We start from the raw sequence: 16429 nt of genomic DNA, 5'->3' as shown, positions 1-16429 counted from the left end.
ACCCCTCACTCAAATTTTTTACGCCACTCATTCCGGATCCGGTCGTAATTGTTCACGGCCCAATCCACATCCAGCTTTTGGGCATGAGGCATCACCTTTTTCAAGGTGAGGGGGGTTTGAGATTTGACATCTTCCCGAATCGGAATATGGTACCATTTGGCCAACAATTCCTGCCCTTCTTTGGACAAAAGATAATCAATCATCGCTTTTCCACCTTCGGGATTGGGTCCACCCTTCACCAGGGCGACAGGGTTGACCAGAATCGGCGTCTTCTCCGGAACCACAAAATCCACCTTTTCTCCCCGAGCTTTCATCTCATATGCCATAAAGTCAAAAGCCACACCGATTTCCGCCTCCCCTTTGGCCACTGCCTGAGAGGGTCCTAAACCGGAGTCGGGAAAAGCATCAGCTTGATCCACCAATTTGCGGAAATATTCCCACCCTTCTTTTTCTCCCAATTCCATCATCCGGCTCATCACTGTCAATGTGGCTGTGCCGGAAGCGGCGGGATTGGACATTTGTAACTTCCCTTTCCAACGGGGGTCTAGCAGATCATCCCAAGTTCGGGGAACTTCGTTCTTTTTCACTTTATCCGTGTTGTAGATAAACCCCAGAACAAACACCTCGGTTCCCACCCATTTCCAATCTTCATCCCGGATTTGGATACCGTTTTTCTCCATCGGCCAATCCTTGGCGAAGTCGGGTTTGTACGCGGTGACAATTTCTTTTTCTTTGGCTGTTTCAAAGGGAAGGAATCCACCCCCGCCGTACCATAGGTCTCCCATGGGGCGATCCTTTTCCGCGATGAGTCGGTTCACAATCACGTTGGTTCCACCGTATTGAACATCCACCTTGGAGCCGGGGTTCGCCTTTTCGTAAGCTTGACCGATTTCCTTGGACATATCCGGAGTCTCCGGGGAATATAAAGTGATCTTCCCCTTCGCCCCTCCTGCCCCTGCGCCACCTGCACATCCCGCCAGGCCGATTACGACCACCAGCATCGGGATCCAGACGAGACTCCACCTTCTTCTCTTTTTCATTTTCTGCCCCTCCGTAAGCCCAGTTTTATCCAGACAGACCGAAACTTGCCCTATCCTTATTTGATGATCCATTCCCACGGTTTATGCTTTTGCGAAAGCACTAAAAAACCGCGGTATCCGCCGCGGCGATCTCACTTTCTGTTATTCTTCGTCGGTACTCGGTTCGGAGCACCCCGGACATGTTCCGTACAGGGTTCCGCTTTTTTCACTGTCCACATAGGTTATGATCTCATCACAGGTTTGACATATGATCGCTTCCATCGGATTTGATATCCCCCTCCAAAAAGCGGATTCGATCTGAAACCCTCAAATAATATGGCACATTTATTATATTAGGATATACAATTAGCGTCAACTTGTGAACTCCGGTTCATCATTTGACGATAAAAAATCCGGCTTACTCGCCGGTTAATCCTATTCCTGATTCCGCCTTCGCATCGCTGGTGGGGACAGAAATCATATTTTTCAAGGGAAGGGAAATACTTCTCCTCCTCAACTTTTTGCACAAACGTACAGAGCTCCAAATGGCTCTCTTCCTGGGAAGGGGAGGTCTCCCGTCGGATTCATACTATTCGGAATTTTGGATTCGAAGGTCCCCTTCCTGATCCTCATCAGAAGGCCTCCCCCTGATAAGGATCAGGAATTACACTCTTCCACCTTGGTTTCAAGGAGGGAAGCAATTTCGCAAAAAAGGGCGATATCCTCCTCGTCCACACTGCGGACCGGTGTGCCCACGACGACCAATTCCCCGATCAGATGATGTCCACGATAAAAGGGAACATAAACCTCTACCTGATCCCCCGTCTGTTCACGCACCACCCCTCCTCGGGCGGCAGCCACACTGTGAAGGCCGCAACCAAAGGGGACCACCGTCATCAGAGAGTAACAACCGGCGCCGTAAAACTCTGTGAACTGATATCCGGATGTAAGGTACACCCCGACGTAACGATAGGCAGACACCTTTTCATACAGAACCTGCGGTACAAACCGATACAACCGTTCGATGGATCCTCCCAGCCGATCCGATACCACGCCGATTTCCGCCCGGATTTCGTCCAGAAGATCTGCTTTTCGCATTTCCGATCCATCCCCCATTATTGGAGTAAACCACAGTGTAGCATAATCTTTCGCCCCACTCAACGTACTTCTCTTGTCAAAACATTGTTCGAAACAGTACTTCAACGCATGCTCTCCTTTTTCCTCTCTCCGTGAATAAATATTTTATGGAAAAAATATTAAAATTCGATTTCAGTCCGTATCAATATTCCCACCCTTCTGTCCATTTATTCTCAAACATGCTAACATAGGGAGTGTCACTTTTATCAGAACCTTGATGTATTTTTCAGGAGGTGAACACTTGAGTAAAAGCGCTTACATCAAGTTGACCCAAACAGTCAGCCTGGATGAGGTGAAAGAGAAACTGGATCATCTCATTGATCATACCTCTCGTACAGGGGAACAGCTGGATTGGGATTATGCTTCCGCCGCTTTCCCCTATTCTGTAAAGGAGAAGAAGACGTCCGACGGCAATCATTGGTTGCTGCTGAAAGGAAAGGAGTCCCGCTTGTACAAATATCTCTTGATCGGGATGGATCCCGGCAAAGAAGAGGCAGCCGCATCTACTCCCTCGATTCAGGTCGTGGTTCCCGATGGGGCCACTCATGGAGATTACGCCAAAGCGAATGAGTTTTGCCGTTTTCTGGCTAAATCATTTGCAGCCGAGCTGCATCTGTTCAACGGCCGCGTCATGTATTTCAATCCTCGCAAACCGTGACACCATCCGTTTTCGGATGGTGTTTCCCGTTCCTTTTTTTTCCTCTTTTCTTTTCCGCCGCAGGAGGATATCCTGATAATAAGAACACAGGTTCGAGATGTAAGGAGGGGATCCGGGTGGAAACTGGGGAACGAATCGTGTTGCTGGCTGACATGAACGCTTTTTACGCCAGTGTGGAACAGGCACTCGATCCGACACTACGGAAGCAACCAGTCATCGTCTGCGGGGATCCTGAACGTCGCCACGGGATTGTGCTGGCCGCTTCCTATGAGGCCAAAGCCCTGGGTGTGAAGACGGGAATGCCGGTCTCCCGGGCAAAAGAACTTTGTCCCTCCGCCCAGTTGGTCCGCCCCCGGATGTCCACCTACGTTCAGGTTTCCGTGCGGATCATCGATATTCTGAAACAATACTCCCCCCAGGTGGAGCCCTTCTCCATTGACGAAGCCTTTATCGAGATGACCGGTTGCGAAGCCCTCTTCGGGGACGGAATTACAGCCGCCCGGAAGATCCGACACCGCATCCACTCTGAAACGGGCATCCACTGTTCCATTGGCATCGGTCCCAACAAACTTCTCGCCAAAATGGCTGCTGGCTTGAAAAAACCCCGAGGGTTGACCCTGTTGACCCAAAAGGATGTCCCCAGGCGCTTGTGGCCTCTTCCCGTTATTGAGCTGTTCGGGGTCGGAAGCCGAATGGAGCTCCATTTTCACCGGATGGGAATCCGAACCATCGGCGACCTGGCCCGAACCGACCCTGATCTTCTCCATCACCGGTTCGGTGTAATTGGTCGCGTGCTCCATCAATCCGCCCACGGGATAGACAACAGCCCGGTGGATCCCTTCTCCCTCGACGGGAGCAAATCCATCGGGCATCAATTTACTCTCCCCCGGGACTACACGGAAGAAGGGGAACTTCGTCTGGTTCTCCGGGAGCTGGCGGAGGAAGTGGCCGGGCGGGCCCGGAAAGCTGGATACACGGGGAGAACTCTCTCGCTAACCCTCAAGGGGTCCGATTTCCGATCGGTTCACCGGTCGCTCACCATGCCGGACCCTTCCAACCTCGGGCGTCCGCTGTTTCGCACAGCGATGGAGCTCTTTCACCGCCACTGGGCCGGGCAACCGATCCGCCTCGTCGGGATCACCCTCGGCAATCTGCTACCGGACCGGGGAATTCAGCTCACTCTGTTTGAAGACAGGGAAAAGGAACAGAAACTGGCCGAGGCTGTGGACGGAATCCGGGAAAAATTCGGCACCCGCAGTATCTTTCTGGCCCGCTCTCTGTCCGGAGCCAGCGTATTTGCGGACCGCTCGGAAAAGATCGGCGGTCATCTTATGTAGCCAGCCATTCAAACAGATAATGGGTCCCCATGGCAAATATCGTTCCCAACCAGGCTCCCACGACCACATCCGTCGGATAGTGCAAGCCCAGATAGATCCGGGACAATCCAACTGCCATCGCCAAGGGGAAGAGGAGAACAGAAAGCCAGGGAACATGAAAAATCCAGATCAGGGCAAGGGAAAAGGCCGCCGCAGTATGACCTGAGGGAAATGAGTAGTCATTCAGGGGACTGGATACCATTCGGAGATCAGAATGCTGAAGATAAGGCCTCAACCGTTGCCAACAATGTTTCCCCATCCGGACCGCCAAGTGACTGGAGACCAGGGAAACCAGACCCTCCAGCGCCCAATACCGGATCGGGGAAACCGGGAGGGCGAACCAAGCCAGGAGGAAGCTCAGAGTGAATCCCGCCCCTCCTACATGAGTCACCCGGGACATCAGCCAGTCCATGAACCTGCATTTCCACTGCCGGTTCACATAAAAAACAAAACGATGATCCACATTTTGTAATCGGGCTGCCAGCCGCTTCATGATTCCTCCCCTCCTCCCTAAAAGCGTTATCAATGAGTGCCGGCCGGGTCGGTCGGATTGTGGGTTTCACATTTCGCGCACTCCAAAGACGCTTCATGTGAAACCCAACCCTCTCTGTGACGACTTTTTCACAACGTTTCCAAACCAAGATGTTTGCAAAAAAGAAAAAAGCAGAATACCTGTTCCACCCTGCGTCCCTCATTTTATCACAGTCCCAAAAAGGCGACAGACACAAAGAAGGCACGGGGAGGCCGTGCCTTCTTTACGAGTGGTTTCCAAGTACCTCCCGTGCCAAAGGTTTTTGGTGAGAAGTACCGGGATTAACCAATAACTTCATCGGTGTCAGTCTGGATCGAGTCACCCCATTTCATTTTAGCCCACTGTTATGCGGTTTATCAAGAGTCATCGTCTCGGTCAATCGTACTAAAACAACTCTAATTCAGGGCAGCAGTGCGTAGTCAAAATGTGGTTCATTGGACAGAAGTAAAGAGAGATTCGGCCATGGGACTTGACATCTGCTACGCAACAAGGACAGCCACCAACCGTATTAATGATCAATAAGAAACTTCATCGAAAATAGTGTGGCCGCTCCTCCCTATCTGCTGGTCAATTTTTAATTAGTCCATGCTGAATCGGGTTTAAACCATGATTTACTCATCATGTTAGTTTGTCGGGTCTTTCAAAATCATCATCACTTGATCGTCTGCGATCCGACGTACACGGAGCTCATATCTGCCCATCGGGTATGTTAAAGTCCTGTAAGTTGTCGGTTTTACATTATAACGGCCACCCAGTTTTTGATTCACTTCTTCCAAACTCATATTCATTTTGATCTCATAGTAAGTTACTGTATCGGTTTCATCTACTGTGAACAAAATTTTTTGCCCATCTTTCTTATAAATATAAACTTGAATATCTTCGTGATCCAGTTGTTCATTGGGTTTTCCCCACTTTTCAGTGACCTGTTCAACAGGAAATTGATGCAAGGGGAATGGAATACCCTTTACTTTTCCTTCATTGAATAATCGAATCGTTTTCTCATCTAAGATCACAAAACCTTCTTGGTGCTTTCCAGTTTCCTCAAAATCAGATTGCACACAAGAGGTATTCAGCATACAAAAAAATACGATCATAAACAGATAGAAAAATTTGGGCATTGTTTGACGCCCCCCTTCCTCCGCCCCAATCTATTCTAATTACAAAGTAACACCTTGATCCAACTGAAAATCTTGCCCCCGGATCAACAAACGGTGATCATGCTCACTAAGTACTTTTATATGTTTCTTCGCCAAAATACTAACACCCAAGGCTGTTGATTTTTCCGTAAGGCTTTGCCCCTGTCCGAACGGAAGATTTGGAGCGGCCAGTCATTACTTCCTTGCTGGATGGCAGCCGGAGCGTGGTAGAACACGATCTCCCCACCCAAAATATGGCTAATCAACACGCCTAACTAACACCAAATGAGTACCCTAATGAGACAACAATTATTGATGCAAAAATATTTGGGCTCTTATGGTTGACATCCGGTAACAGAGGGTAGTAAGATATTTCAAAACCAAGTAAATGGATAGGAATTGTAATATATCTACGCGCATACCCTGCCTCTGCGTGCGCTAAATGTCGACTAAATCCATCAATATAATCAATATTATTTTCGGTGAATTCAATTACATAGAGTGGCCCCAGAGTTACGTGAAACCGTCCGATTTGTTCTTAGGGACGATCCCATTTGTATTTCTCTCCGATATGGAACGCTCATGATTCCTTCATCATATCATGCATTATCACTGATGAATCTCGACTATATGACTCAACTTACTCAACATTATCGCTTAGACACTGACTACTTAACGATTTGGAGGAAGAACTATGCGAAAATTGATTGTGCTTGCGTTGGTCGGTTTTGCCGCCCAGCTGGTTGACGGAGCTTTGGGCATGGCTTACGGTCTGACTTCAACTTCGCTGTTGCTTTTGTTTGGTATTGCGCCTGCAGTGGCGTCGGCCTCTGTCCATATGGCTGAAGTGGTCACAACAGCCGCTTCTGGAATCTCCCATTGGAAGTTTGGAAATGTGGATAAGACAGTGGTGAAAAATTTGATCATTCCCGGTTCGATCGGTGCTTTTGCCGGTGCCTGCTTGCTTGGCAGCATTCCTGGGAATTTGGCGAAGCCCTATGTGGCTTTATTTCTGCTCATTCTTGGCTTTTACGTTCTGTGTCGGTTTCTCTTCAGGAAAACCGAAATTACCCAAAAATTAAGAAAACCTAAACGGCGTTTTCTCGTCTCGCTGGGCTTGATAGCCGGATTTGTGGACTCCACCGGAGGAGGTGGATGGGGGCCTATAGCCACTCCGATTCTCCTCAGTCGCAAAAGGATGGAACCGAGAAAAGTCATCGGATCCGTCGATACGAGTGAATTTTTCATTGCAGTTTCGGCCACCCTCGGTTTTTTGATTTCCTTGGGTTGGGGCAATATCCACTGGACCTGGGTTGCAGTGCTGATGATCGGTGGAGTGTTTGCCGCTCCAATCGCAGCTTGGCTGGTCCGGATCCTTCCTTCACGTTTGTTGGGTGTCCTGGTCGGCGGGTTAATCATCATGACCAATTCCAAGACCTTGTTGGACAGCTTTGAATGGATTCCCTCTTTCTGGCATACTCCAGTTTATGTCGTTCTCTCCCTGATTTGGGCGGGAAGCGTCGCATTGGCGGTATGGAAAAAGAACGGCCAAAATAAAGGAGTGACTTGGAACAAAGAAGACATATTGCCGGAAAAAAATTTCATCAACAGAAGGAGGAGGCAGGGGAGATGAAAGTATCCACCAGAGGCGAATACGCACTACGCGCGCTCATCATTTTGGGTCAGAGGCCCGATGAACGAATGCCCATATCTGAAATCTCCGAACAAACCCTTGTTCCAATCAGCTATATGGAACAAATCCTTCTGCATCTAAAAAAACTTGGTTATGTAAAGAGCAAGCGGGGGGTACAGGGAGGATATTCCCTACGGATGTCTGCTGACCAGATTGTGATCGGGGAAGTGATTCGCCAGTTGGAAGGTCCCTTGGCACCGATGGGATGCGTTAGCGTAACGGCTTACGATCCCTGTCCCCTGGAAAAAGGGTGCCTGCTAAAGCCTCTTTGGGCTCTGATTCGGGATACAGTGGCTCACCTCTTGGAGAACACCACCCTGGATGACCTGCAACAACAACGAGTTCAAACCGTCAGAAAGGAGAGTTTTGGAATAAAATGAATGATGCTACCGTCTCTCAGAAACAGGTTGAAGAAATCATCAAAGCACTGAAGGGTCTGGAATACGGATCCGTATTAATTACCGTTCACGACACAAACATTGTTCAGATCGATCGAACCGAAAAGCACCGCTTTCCCCTTGCCTCCACCGAGTCAAAACGGATCAAGGGGAGACAAAAATGAAGAAGGCTGCCATAATATGCCGACCGGTTCACCGGGGGCCCCTCTTCCCCTGTAAGGATCAGGGATATGGCGGAACGGCTGTTGGACACGACTATCCAGACGCTTCGCAATATTCCTCACCTCGCATTGATTCCGTTAGCGATTCTCTGGTTCGGGATCGGTGAGGAAGCCAAGGTATTTCTTGTGGCTTTGGGAGTGTTTTTTCCGCTTTATCTCAATACCTTTCACGGAATTCGATCCGTCGATCCGGCCTTGATCAAAATGGGGAGGATCTATGGACTAAAGGGTTTTTTGGAAGGTGATCTTGCCCGGGGCAATACCCTCCATTCTGGTGGGGTTGAGGTATTCCTTGGGCATCATGTGGCTGACTCTGATCGTGGCGGAAACCATCGCCAGTAATACAGGGATTGGTTATATGGCGATGAATGCTCGGGAATTCATGCAAATGGATGTGGTGCTGTTGAGCATTCTTTTATACGCACTGCTGGGGAAATTAGCGGATATGCTGGCAAAAGCATTAGAAAACCAATGTCTGCGCTGGCGTGTTGGCCGCTGAATGAAAGACGTTGCGAAGGAGGTTTAGGGATGATGACCGGTATCCGACTAGAGATCAATAACTTACAAAAACAGTTTAATCAACGTCTCGTTCTCGGCAAAGTAGTGACTCCCGGGGAGTTTGTGGCGATCGTCGGACAGTCTGGTTGTGGGAAAAGTACTCTATTTTCCTCCTTCCCTGGCAGAAAGTAGCTGATAATGTGGCCTTGGGATTGCAGGACAAACAGAACAGGGAAAAATGGATCTCTGGGATGCTCCGACGAGTCGGTTTGACTGAGTATGGCAGGGAATGGCCCAGTGTTCTCTCTGGGGGGCAGCGGCAGCGTGTTGCGTTGGCTCGGGCATTGGTCAGCCATCCACGCTTGCTCTTGCTGGATGAACCGTTGGGGGTATTAGATGCGCTGACACGAATCGAAATGCAGCAGCTACTCGAAAAATTGTGGTTGGAACAACAGTTTACCTCTCTTTTCATTCTCAAAGAGGATTCTGTGGTCAATGTCCACAAAGACAAAAAAATAGAAACCCTTGAATGTTCAAGAGTTTCAGTGGTGGGCAGTACTGGGATCGAACCAGTGACCTCTACCGTGTCAATCTAGAGTCGAGCGATAATCCCAAATTACGCAATTTTACTTTATCCCACTGTTACGCGGTTTATCGGGGATTATCATGTCGATCAATTGTACTAATTTAACTCTAGTTCACGGTAGTGTGTGGTCAAAATGTGGTCAATAAGACTACATTGCGCCCCCCTTCCCCCTCTAGGACCACAAGGTTTGACAATAATAAACCTTGTGAGGGATAAAAATGAAAAAAGTGACCACCCTGTTCATTTTTCTGGTTAGTATCCTTATGGCCTGCAGCCCCACTGCCGATACCCCACCCCCTGATGATCAGCCCGATCTCACGGGAACCAAAGAAGAACTCCCGCCGCCGTCTAAAAGCGTCGATACAAACCAATCCCAAACAAATGGGGATGGCCTCAAAATCACTCTTCATCGGGTAGAGGCTACTGAAACCGGGGTGATTGTTCATCTCACCTTTGAAAACACCAGCAAAAAAACAATCAAGGTTCCCAAGAAACCCAACATCTACTTCCACACACCGGATAATCTCCTGATCCATGCCGCCAATAAACCACTGCAGAAATATGAAGAGAAAGGAATGAAGCCAGGCTCCAAATTGGAGACGGATATTTTTCTGAATGCCCCCGTCGGGTCCCGGTTGATTCCCGAGGAAATCAAGGAGATGACGATCGTTTTTGGGAGCTCGGCGTCCTTTGATGTTCGATTCAAATAAAATAAAGCCGGGTAGGGATCGCTCCCCACCCGGCTTTTGTCATTTCATTTCAATTGTCATTCCCGCTTTCACGTTCTGCTTTACCACATTCACAGCGTTGGCGGGATCCGCAAAAGCTCCCACCTGTTTGCCGCCCACCTTCACTCGGATCAACTTGTCCGGTTTCGGGTCTGGCTTCTTCTCCCCCTTCGTGGTAGCCATAAGACGTTTCCAAGTTTCTGGCCCTGGGTAGCCATCCGCGTCGCTACCGGACCACCCCTGCGCCTTCTGGAAGGCCGCACAGGCTTTTTTGTCCACTTCTGTGAATGTCGGACCCGGGCCAACCTTGTAATAGCTACCGAATCCATGGGCCACCAGACGCTGACCAAGTACGGTTACCGCCGGGTGGGATTTCCCAATTTGAAAGGCAGAACGACCCGGGAAGCTCTTCCCGTCCCACTTCTCCGGCTCCTTGTTTTTCCCGCCCGCGTATGCGTTGTACTCCTTTTTCACATCAGCCACCATCTGATTGATCGATACCCCGAAACTTGCCAGGTACGCGTCCGGATCGGCGTGATTTGTACCTCCTTTATTCTTGGATACCCAATTATGGGTCACCAGAGTTTTCCCCCAAATCACACCCAATTTCCGCCGCCATAGTAGCCAGGCAGCCAGCTTGACCCACTTCTTATAGCCCTTCAGCTTGTCTGCCTTGGAAGACTCCCGGCATAACTCCAGATGGACCCCCCGGTCATTGGCCCACTTGCCAGCACCCCATGCCCGGTATTTTATGGACGCATTCTGGATGATTTCATCCTTGTCCACGAAAAACTGAACAAAGGCTTCACGCTTTTTCCACTCACGGTGGAAATATGCACTTTGGTTTTTCGCCGGTGCAATGTTGGCAGTATCATGCATGACTACCAGCTCATACTTATCCACGCCCAGACGAAAAGGAGCCCGGGGCAGTCCTTTGATGAAATCGATTTTGATCTTTTGTCCTCCGTAAGTTTCAAAGCTTGCCATTACTTTCCCTCTCCTTTCCCTTTTTCCTGGAGTTGCTTCAAGGCTTGGCGGATGATCTCCGGGATGGGCACACCCAACCGCCCCACGTTTTCCAAAATGGAAACCCCTTCATTTGCGAGGTAGAACAAAATCACCCCATCCCGGAGGACGTGCTGTCCCTCCTGAAAGATGGGGAGGATCGACGGAAGATGGAGATCCAAATTGTGAGCGACAGTAACCAAAGCGAAAATGAACACTTTCCGGGCAATACCCCAAAAACCTACATCACTGCTCAACCTTTTCTCCTTGATAGCTGCAACTACTCCAGTCAAATAATCGATCCCGACAAAAACCGCTAAAGTAGTTAGCAATGCATCCCAACTTCCCCATAAAAAAGAGGCGGTCGCCCCGCCTACACCGACGATGATCTTGTATTCCACTCAACTCACCTCTTGATCTAAAGATTTGCCTTCAACAATTTTTTCTGCACTTTCTCGATCCCACTTGTCGACGATCACCTGTTCTTGCTGTCGAAGGAACCCCGCCATCTTTTCCAGGATCATGACCAGAATACCCGGCGGGAGTTTGCTGTCCTCTAACACTTGAGAGATCGACTCTACTGTCTCCCTCTTGACCACTTCAAATGGTTTTTCCATTGCGTCTTGCACCTCCATTGTCCGGTTATTTTAAAAATCTACCGGTGTGGGTCGAACCTCTACGGGATACCACTTGTTATCACTCCAACCACGGATTAGCAAAGCATGATGTTGAATGCCGTTTGTCGTTACATAATGATTCGGCATAAAACGCAATTTCGCTAATCCTCCGGACTGTATATGAACCTCTCCATTTGATCGAACAAAAATATAACTGTCCTGATCCGCCTTCAGTCTAATGGCGGCATCCCCGCTTGAATGATTGTTCGCATCGATGTGTGCCGAGGACTCGCCAAAGAACGTGTATGGGAGTTGGATTTGCGCCCATCCGTTGCGCCATCCTTCATACGGGGGAGAAGTGAAAAACGCTCCAAACCCAGTCTTTTTGATAGTGTAATATCCTCTTTCTGGGTCATACTCGTCTTGAGTGATGCGAACAAAATCTTTCAAGGTTGAGAGGGCCAATCCTCTTAAGCTCGCCTCACCTGGGCCGTCTCCGGTGGTGCCCCTCCAAGACATGGCAAGGTGTCCGACCATGTCATTGTTGGGGTTCGGGTCAAAGTCGCCATGATCGAAGATTTGCACGGAGTAACCGCCGACCTTCATTGTTTTCACATCGTTGGTATAGGTGTGCAACTCACCGTTATTCATGCGAATCAAACGGGAGCCTACTTCGTTCACGCTTTCGATATTCACAAGTTCGGCATTCAGTGTCCCGGTCGTGATCATATCGGCGGATATTCCGCTTCCCGTGATTCCCGTCCTCCAGTCAGGCTCTCCGGCCACTGGATCCCACCGATCTGCCAGAGCAATAATTCCGCCTTTCACCTGAACATAAGATTGCGTTTCGGGATCTCCGTAAGGACCGTCAGACCAGATCGTCCCCATCGTCTCGGATTCATATTTGTAACCTCGAGATCTTCGGAGTCGGTCTTTTGTAGTCTGGACAGTAGTGTCTAACAGAGTAATGGGTGCTCCCTTGCTCACCTTTCTCTGGAGTTCTTTATCCACATTGGACACCGTTTCAAGAGCGGATGGAGTGAAATTCCCGAGAGTGATCTTGACCTGGGTTCGGTCGTTCAGATTGACTTCTAGTGCAATCACCCGGACCCGAACCTCTATCGGCGGGCGGAATGAATCGTCAATGATATGCCCCGCCGTCCCCAACCGGATAGACTCATGAGAGCGTCCGGGCTCCATGGAGCGGTCAACCACCTCGGCCTCATAGGTGGCATACTCATGGTTGTGCTCTTTGAGCCATTCGGCAGCGGCTTCCGCCAACTCTTCCGGTTCCTCAATCTCATCCCAATGAACTTGCGCCCAACGGTGGCGGGAAGAACCGTCATAATTGGGCCGCCCCCAGATCTGAACGGCCTCCGGGTCCACCATGAACTCCTCCCCTTTGGGCTTATCATAAGGGTGTCCTTTGTCCCGTGACCATTCCACATCCTTGATCGTAATGTACTCCCCGTCGTTGCCTGCTGGATTCTGCTCGATTCCACCGCTGCCATCCAGTTGCTTCTCCTCAACCGTGGCCTGAGGCCAACCTTTTTCCCGAACGACATACAGTTCTTTCTCCGCCCAGGCTTTCATTTTGTAGACCTTGGCCCGAACTACGTACTCCGATTCTTCCTCTACGTAATCCGCCTCTTTAAACCCCTTCGCCTTGAGAGCATTCACGGTGTTCTGGGCCGTGGTCTTATTTGTGGTCCGCTGGACGACAATCCAATAGACCGTGTTAGAATCCAGCTTTTTTCCATAGGGGATGATGGATGTTTTCACCCATCGCTGAACCACGGTTTTCTTGATCTTTTGGAGGTTCCGCCCCTCTTCCCAACGAATCCCGGTGAAGTCCTCCCAGTCTTCTTCTGCGTACCAATCAATATATCGTCCGGTTACTTTCCCACCCTCAAAGGTAACCCGGGCCCGAATGATCCCCCCATATGCTTTGACCAGCTCATTCAGGGCTTCGGACGCTGACTTGCTGATGAGCGGCTCCAGTGTAGCCCTATTGGTGAGCGAAATTCGACCCGGTTTCCACCGACTTTCCGACATATCCAGAACCGCCCGCAAAGCTTCCCCGGCTAATTGGTTCTCGATCTCCACCTTGTGAATCCAATCATCTTCCAATTCGATTGCCATTTGATCCTGACAGATGGCCCGGACATAGGAATTGTTTTGTTCATCTTTTTCGTAATCCAGTTCGTCAATCTCCAAGATGCTCCACCCCTTGCGCATCCGCCCGAGTATAGAAGTCCAGAGAGATTTCAGCGTTTTCTCCATCCTTGAAAATGGGTTCAAACCCGGGGGCAATCGGGCCGCCTACGGTGGCAACCCTCTCCTCTGTCCGTTTATCCAGAATGGCAATCATGGCTGGACCGTTTGAATGCTTAGGAATTGCTTGAATTTCATGTGTTCTGGTCATCACAGCCACCTCTCTGTCCAATCGCAGAAAATCTCCGCTACCCCGGCAGGTTGCACCTCGAAGGAGTTATAACCGGGCAGGAGTTCAATCCACCGTGAAGGCAAATCAAACGCCCGTTGTCCGTCTCGAGCACTCCCGTTGATCCGAATCTCCGTCGTCTCGCAGTTGACCAAAAACTCATCCCCGGGCTTAAAGCTGTAATTCAACAAGATCTGTCGCCCGGTCTGAATGTGGACAATCTGAAGGTAGTTTGTCGCATTGACAACTCTGCCGGTAAAAATCGCATCGGCGTTGGCCGTCCCATGGTTGTCCAGATCAATGTCCGTTAGCTGGGAGACCTCCCACGCCAGCATTTCCAGCTCTGGCGTATATCCGGGATCCATGGATATCCCCCGCACTCGGGTATATAGTGTTTTCCCGGTGACATCGACTCCTGCCTCCGCTCCGGGGATTACGGATTTATTTGAAACCGGAATCCAAGGGCCTGCTTCGGAATACCCCACAAATACCTCTAGAGCCGATTTACTCGGGTCCACATGATCCTCTTCCCAATAAATCCGAGAGTTCCCGACTTCCCCGATAGCACTGATGTCTTTGCCGGGAGAGATCCATTCCCCCTCCGGCTTATATCCCGACTCCATCTCCATGTTTAGGGAGGACAACTCCGGTGAAAGAGAAGAAACCCTTGTGGTTGCTCGTACCTCCACTTCCAAGGTGGCGTTGGTGACATTTGCCTCCTTTGTGACCCATGGAATAGGTTGACCTCGTACAGCCTGATAAGGACCGTAGGTGTTTTCCCCATCCATCCATTTCACCCAGATCTCCAATGTGCAACTCTCCGAAGGAATAAAGGCCGCCCATTGCATCAGGCTCCTGATCACTCGAGTTAAAGACCGGAATCCAGTGTATGTTGCCTTCCACGTTCCTTGGCTTCTATAGGAAGCATTTATATCCACAGTAAGCTCAGTAACCTCTGGGGAATATCCCAAGTCAGTGGTAGATAGGACCACTTCCACCTCAAGGATGTCGCCTGGGCCAAACGGACCCTCCGTGAATATACCCGGTATACTACCACCGCTTGGAGTTATGATCCATTCGGTGGTGGAGCCATCCGCTCTTAGAAGTCGGGTCATAACCCGCACAGTTTGAGGTTCGCTTTCAATCCCGGTTTGTTTTGTCCAGTTAAACGAGAGAGTGTTTTGACCCGGAAATTGAACTTCATCCAGCGGAATCTGATATCTTGCATACCCAGATAAGATGGAAACGTCCAATGCCGGGAAGGTGGAGGTTTTTCCGTAATAAACTGCTGAGACATCCGCCCTTCCCGTTACAGCGTCACCAAGTATGAGAGCGAAACGGTCTTGTGCTGGTGTTTGTGTTCCCTCGGTGATGGTTTGAATCGGAGTTGGGTTCCCAAGCTGATATAACTTTGCAGTTGTCGTATCTGCATAATCAATCCGGAACCATCTCCAACTATCTCCGGTATTCGGCAAATACGTTCCAAAGAAGCCCGTTATCTACGAACTGAAACCGGCAACTGCTTGTCGTTGTCCGGACGTGAAGAAGGACCGTTCGGTCAAGCGCCTGAATCCCCCTATTTTTGAATACCATGACCGTCGAATCATCCCCGGTCCCGGTTTTATTTAGACTCATATATCCGGTCTTTTGTTCAATCGTCCCTAACCGGGTATCAGAAAAGAGGGTGTCATTCCACCCCTGGCTCCTGTATGCGCTCATGTCATCTTGCATGTAATAGAGGGGAAGGTTGTCCAATATCAGCTTGTTGGAATCCCCCTTGGTATTGCTATTTTCGCTGTATCCATTCCAGTCTGTGGTCGTGGTGATCCTCCGGTGTGCCCCCTCTCCTCTTTCCAGGGTGAGCTTTCCGTCGGAAGTCTTCATCATGCCGGAATAGGTCCCTTCACTCCAGTCAACCGTATGCTTCCATGGTGCATCCGCATACTTTGATAAATGAAGCTCCCCAGTTCCGTTCATTTTTATGGGCTTCATATCTCGCAAGGTTCCATTGGAGAAGTCAGCCACTGTGGAATGCATTTCCCCAATCCCAATCCCGGAGATCTGCTGTCGGGTCGTCTTTCCGATTGCAATTGGGTTCGGGCAGTAAAGCACCAGATCTCCCCGTCCCATGGCAATGATCTGTTCCAAATCTGTCGACCCGGAAAGTCGGGCCAGATATTTTTTATCCGGCTCATCATCAAAGATTAGGGGGGCCGTGAAGCCCCCGTTGTAGAGCCAAGCCGCAATTTTCCGGACCTGAGCCCGATAGTCCTGATGAGAATCCCCGGCCAAAATAACTTCCACGGGAATCTCCAGCCCATCCATCTCCACCCCTTGATCCGCATCCCCAGGCAACCCAGGGATTTTGGTCTTCTTCACCTG

At 49.9% G+C, this 16429-nt stretch carries 18 protein-coding genes and 2 pseudogenes; 8 read left to right on the top strand and 12 right to left on the bottom strand.

Annotated features, from left to right (window positions below; all coding sequences use genetic code 11):
* Positions 1 to 5: 5 nt before the first annotated feature.
* The 3 genes from IEV46_RS00495 to IEV46_RS00485 form a co-directional block, all read right to left on the bottom strand.
* Positions 6 to 1040 carry an extracellular solute-binding protein gene (locus tag IEV46_RS00495; RefSeq protein WP_188428701.1) on the bottom strand — a complete coding sequence of 345 codons (1035 nt, stop codon included), beginning with the start codon at positions 1038 to 1040 and terminating at the stop codon, positions 6 to 8.
* Positions 1041 to 1181: 141 nt separating this feature from the next.
* A complete protein-coding gene (locus IEV46_RS00490) occupies positions 1182 to 1301 on the bottom strand; it encodes a GapA-binding peptide SR1P (protein WP_188428699.1) in 120 nt (39 codons plus the stop codon).
* Between the two features lie 375 nt (positions 1302 to 1676).
* Positions 1677 to 2117, bottom strand: coding sequence for a hypothetical protein (locus IEV46_RS00485; protein WP_188428697.1), 441 nt, complete (start codon positions 2115 to 2117; stop codon positions 1677 to 1679).
* A 280-nt stretch (positions 2118 to 2397) separates the two neighbouring features.
* Here IEV46_RS00485 and IEV46_RS00480 point away from each other — a divergent pair, with 280 nt between their 5' ends.
* On the top strand, positions 2398 to 2814 hold the full coding sequence (locus IEV46_RS00480) for a DUF1885 family protein (protein ID WP_229735783.1): 417 nt from the start codon (positions 2398 to 2400) through the stop codon (positions 2812 to 2814).
* Positions 2815 to 2930: 116 nt separating this feature from the next.
* Positions 2931 to 4151 carry a DNA polymerase IV gene (dinB, locus tag IEV46_RS00475; RefSeq protein WP_229735781.1) on the top strand — a complete coding sequence of 407 codons (1221 nt, stop codon included), beginning with the start codon at positions 2931 to 2933 and terminating at the stop codon, positions 4149 to 4151.
* Here dinB and IEV46_RS00470 read toward each other — a convergent pair.
* Positions 4144 to 4683: a phosphatase PAP2 family protein gene (locus IEV46_RS00470; protein WP_188428694.1), complete on the bottom strand. Its 540-nt coding sequence runs from the start codon at positions 4681 to 4683 to the stop codon at positions 4144 to 4146. The two genes, dinB and IEV46_RS00470, sit on opposite strands and share 8 nt — an antisense overlap.
* A gap of 662 nt (positions 4684 to 5345) precedes the next feature.
* Positions 5346 to 5840, bottom strand: coding sequence for a DUF4309 domain-containing protein (locus IEV46_RS00465; RefSeq protein ID WP_188428692.1), 495 nt, complete (start codon positions 5838 to 5840; stop codon positions 5346 to 5348).
* Between the two features lie 712 nt (positions 5841 to 6552).
* Between IEV46_RS00465 and IEV46_RS00460 the strand changes: the two genes are divergently transcribed.
* The 6 genes and pseudogenes from IEV46_RS00460 (at position 6553) to IEV46_RS00430 (ending at position 9964) form a co-directional block, all read left to right on the top strand.
* A complete protein-coding gene (locus IEV46_RS00460) occupies positions 6553 to 7491 on the top strand; it encodes a sulfite exporter TauE/SafE family protein (protein WP_188428690.1) in 939 nt (312 codons plus the stop codon).
* Entirely contained in the window at positions 7488 to 7931 is a 444-nt protein-coding gene (locus IEV46_RS00455) for an RrF2 family transcriptional regulator (protein ID WP_188428688.1), read from the top strand. Before IEV46_RS00460 ends, IEV46_RS00455 begins: the two co-directional genes overlap by 4 nt.
* Positions 7928 to 8113: a YezD family protein gene (locus IEV46_RS00450; RefSeq protein WP_188428686.1), complete on the top strand. Its 186-nt coding sequence runs from the start codon at positions 7928 to 7930 to the stop codon at positions 8111 to 8113. Before IEV46_RS00455 ends, IEV46_RS00450 begins: the two co-directional genes overlap by 4 nt.
* Before the next feature lie 69 nt (positions 8114 to 8182).
* Positions 8183 to 8669 (top strand): annotated as a pseudogene (locus IEV46_RS00445) (ABC transporter permease subunit); the annotation flags it as partial.
* Positions 8642 to 9264 (top strand): annotated as a pseudogene (locus IEV46_RS17925) (ATP-binding cassette domain-containing protein). The pseudogenes IEV46_RS00445 and IEV46_RS17925, both read left to right, overlap by 28 nt.
* 208 nt (positions 9265 to 9472) lie before the next feature.
* Positions 9473 to 9964, top strand: coding sequence for a hypothetical protein (locus IEV46_RS00430; protein WP_188428682.1), 492 nt, complete (start codon positions 9473 to 9475; stop codon positions 9962 to 9964).
* Positions 9965 to 10003: 39 nt separating this feature from the next.
* Here the strand turns inward: IEV46_RS00430 and IEV46_RS00425 are convergent, their stop codons facing one another.
* The 7 genes from IEV46_RS00425 to IEV46_RS00395 all read right to left on the bottom strand — a co-directional run bounded on the left by IEV46_RS00425 (position 10004) and on the right by IEV46_RS00395 (position 16426).
* Positions 10004 to 10969 (bottom strand): peptidoglycan-binding protein, encoded by a 966-nt coding sequence (locus IEV46_RS00425; RefSeq protein WP_188428680.1) that lies wholly within the window; start codon positions 10967 to 10969, stop codon positions 10004 to 10006.
* Positions 10969 to 11388: a phage holin family protein gene (locus IEV46_RS00420; protein WP_188428677.1), complete on the bottom strand. Its 420-nt coding sequence runs from the start codon at positions 11386 to 11388 to the stop codon at positions 10969 to 10971. Before IEV46_RS00420 ends, IEV46_RS00425 begins: the two co-directional genes overlap by 1 nt.
* Entirely contained in the window at positions 11389 to 11604 is a 216-nt protein-coding gene (locus tag IEV46_RS00415; RefSeq protein ID WP_188428675.1) for a hypothetical protein, read from the bottom strand. It lies immediately after the preceding gene.
* 30 nt (positions 11605 to 11634) lie between these two features.
* Positions 11635 to 13821 carry a phage tail protein gene (locus tag IEV46_RS00410; RefSeq protein WP_188428673.1) on the bottom strand — a complete coding sequence of 729 codons (2187 nt, stop codon included), beginning with the start codon at positions 13819 to 13821 and terminating at the stop codon, positions 11635 to 11637.
* Positions 13811 to 14029: a hypothetical protein gene (locus IEV46_RS00405; protein ID WP_188428671.1), complete on the bottom strand. Its 219-nt coding sequence runs from the start codon at positions 14027 to 14029 to the stop codon at positions 13811 to 13813. The genes IEV46_RS00410 and IEV46_RS00405 overlap by 11 nt, the downstream gene beginning before the upstream one ends.
* Positions 14029 to 14856, bottom strand: coding sequence for a phage distal tail protein (locus IEV46_RS00400; protein ID WP_188428669.1), 828 nt, complete (start codon positions 14854 to 14856; stop codon positions 14029 to 14031). Before IEV46_RS00400 ends, IEV46_RS00405 begins: the two co-directional genes overlap by 1 nt.
* A 646-nt stretch (positions 14857 to 15502) precedes the next feature.
* Positions 15503 to 16426, bottom strand: a complete 924-nt coding sequence (locus IEV46_RS00395) for a distal tail protein Dit (RefSeq protein ID WP_268235856.1) — start codon at positions 16424 to 16426, stop codon at positions 15503 to 15505.
* Positions 16427 to 16429 lie beyond the last annotated feature (3 nt).

Source organism: Kroppenstedtia guangzhouensis, from assembly GCF_014637345.1.
Lineage (GTDB): Bacteria > Bacillota > Bacilli > Thermoactinomycetales > DSM-45169 > Kroppenstedtia > Kroppenstedtia guangzhouensis.
The sequence above is the reverse complement of the archived record's forward strand: the minus strand, read 5'-3'. Positions and strand labels throughout refer to the sequence as shown.

Coding starts and splice junctions, on each gene's coding strand:
- IEV46_RS00495 (WP_188428701.1), bottom strand. CDS start 1,040: ATGAAAAAGAGAAGAAGGTGGAGTCTCGTCTGGATCCCGATGCTGGTG.
- IEV46_RS00490 (WP_188428699.1), bottom strand. CDS start 1,301: ATGGAAGCGATCATATGTCAAACCTGTGATGAGATCATAACCTATGTG.
- IEV46_RS00485 (WP_188428697.1), bottom strand. CDS start 2,117: ATGCGAAAAGCAGATCTTCTGGACGAAATCCGGGCGGAAATCGGCGTG.
- IEV46_RS00470 (WP_188428694.1), bottom strand. CDS start 4,683: ATGAAGCGGCTGGCAGCCCGATTACAAAATGTGGATCATCGTTTTGTT.
- IEV46_RS00465 (WP_188428692.1), bottom strand. CDS start 5,840: ATGCCCAAATTTTTCTATCTGTTTATGATCGTATTTTTTTGTATGCTG.
- IEV46_RS00460 (WP_188428690.1), top strand. CDS start 6,553: ATGCGAAAATTGATTGTGCTTGCGTTGGTCGGTTTTGCCGCCCAGCTG.
- IEV46_RS00455 (WP_188428688.1), top strand. CDS start 7,488: ATGAAAGTATCCACCAGAGGCGAATACGCACTACGCGCGCTCATCATT.
- IEV46_RS00450 (WP_188428686.1), top strand. CDS start 7,928: ATGAATGATGCTACCGTCTCTCAGAAACAGGTTGAAGAAATCATCAAA.
- IEV46_RS00430 (WP_188428682.1), top strand. CDS start 9,473: ATGAAAAAAGTGACCACCCTGTTCATTTTTCTGGTTAGTATCCTTATG.
- IEV46_RS00425 (WP_188428680.1), bottom strand. CDS start 10,969: ATGGCAAGCTTTGAAACTTACGGAGGACAAAAGATCAAAATCGATTTC.
- IEV46_RS00415 (WP_188428675.1), bottom strand. CDS start 11,604: ATGGAAAAACCATTTGAAGTGGTCAAGAGGGAGACAGTAGAGTCGATC.
- IEV46_RS00405 (WP_188428671.1), bottom strand. CDS start 14,029: ATGACCAGAACACATGAAATTCAAGCAATTCCTAAGCATTCAAACGGT.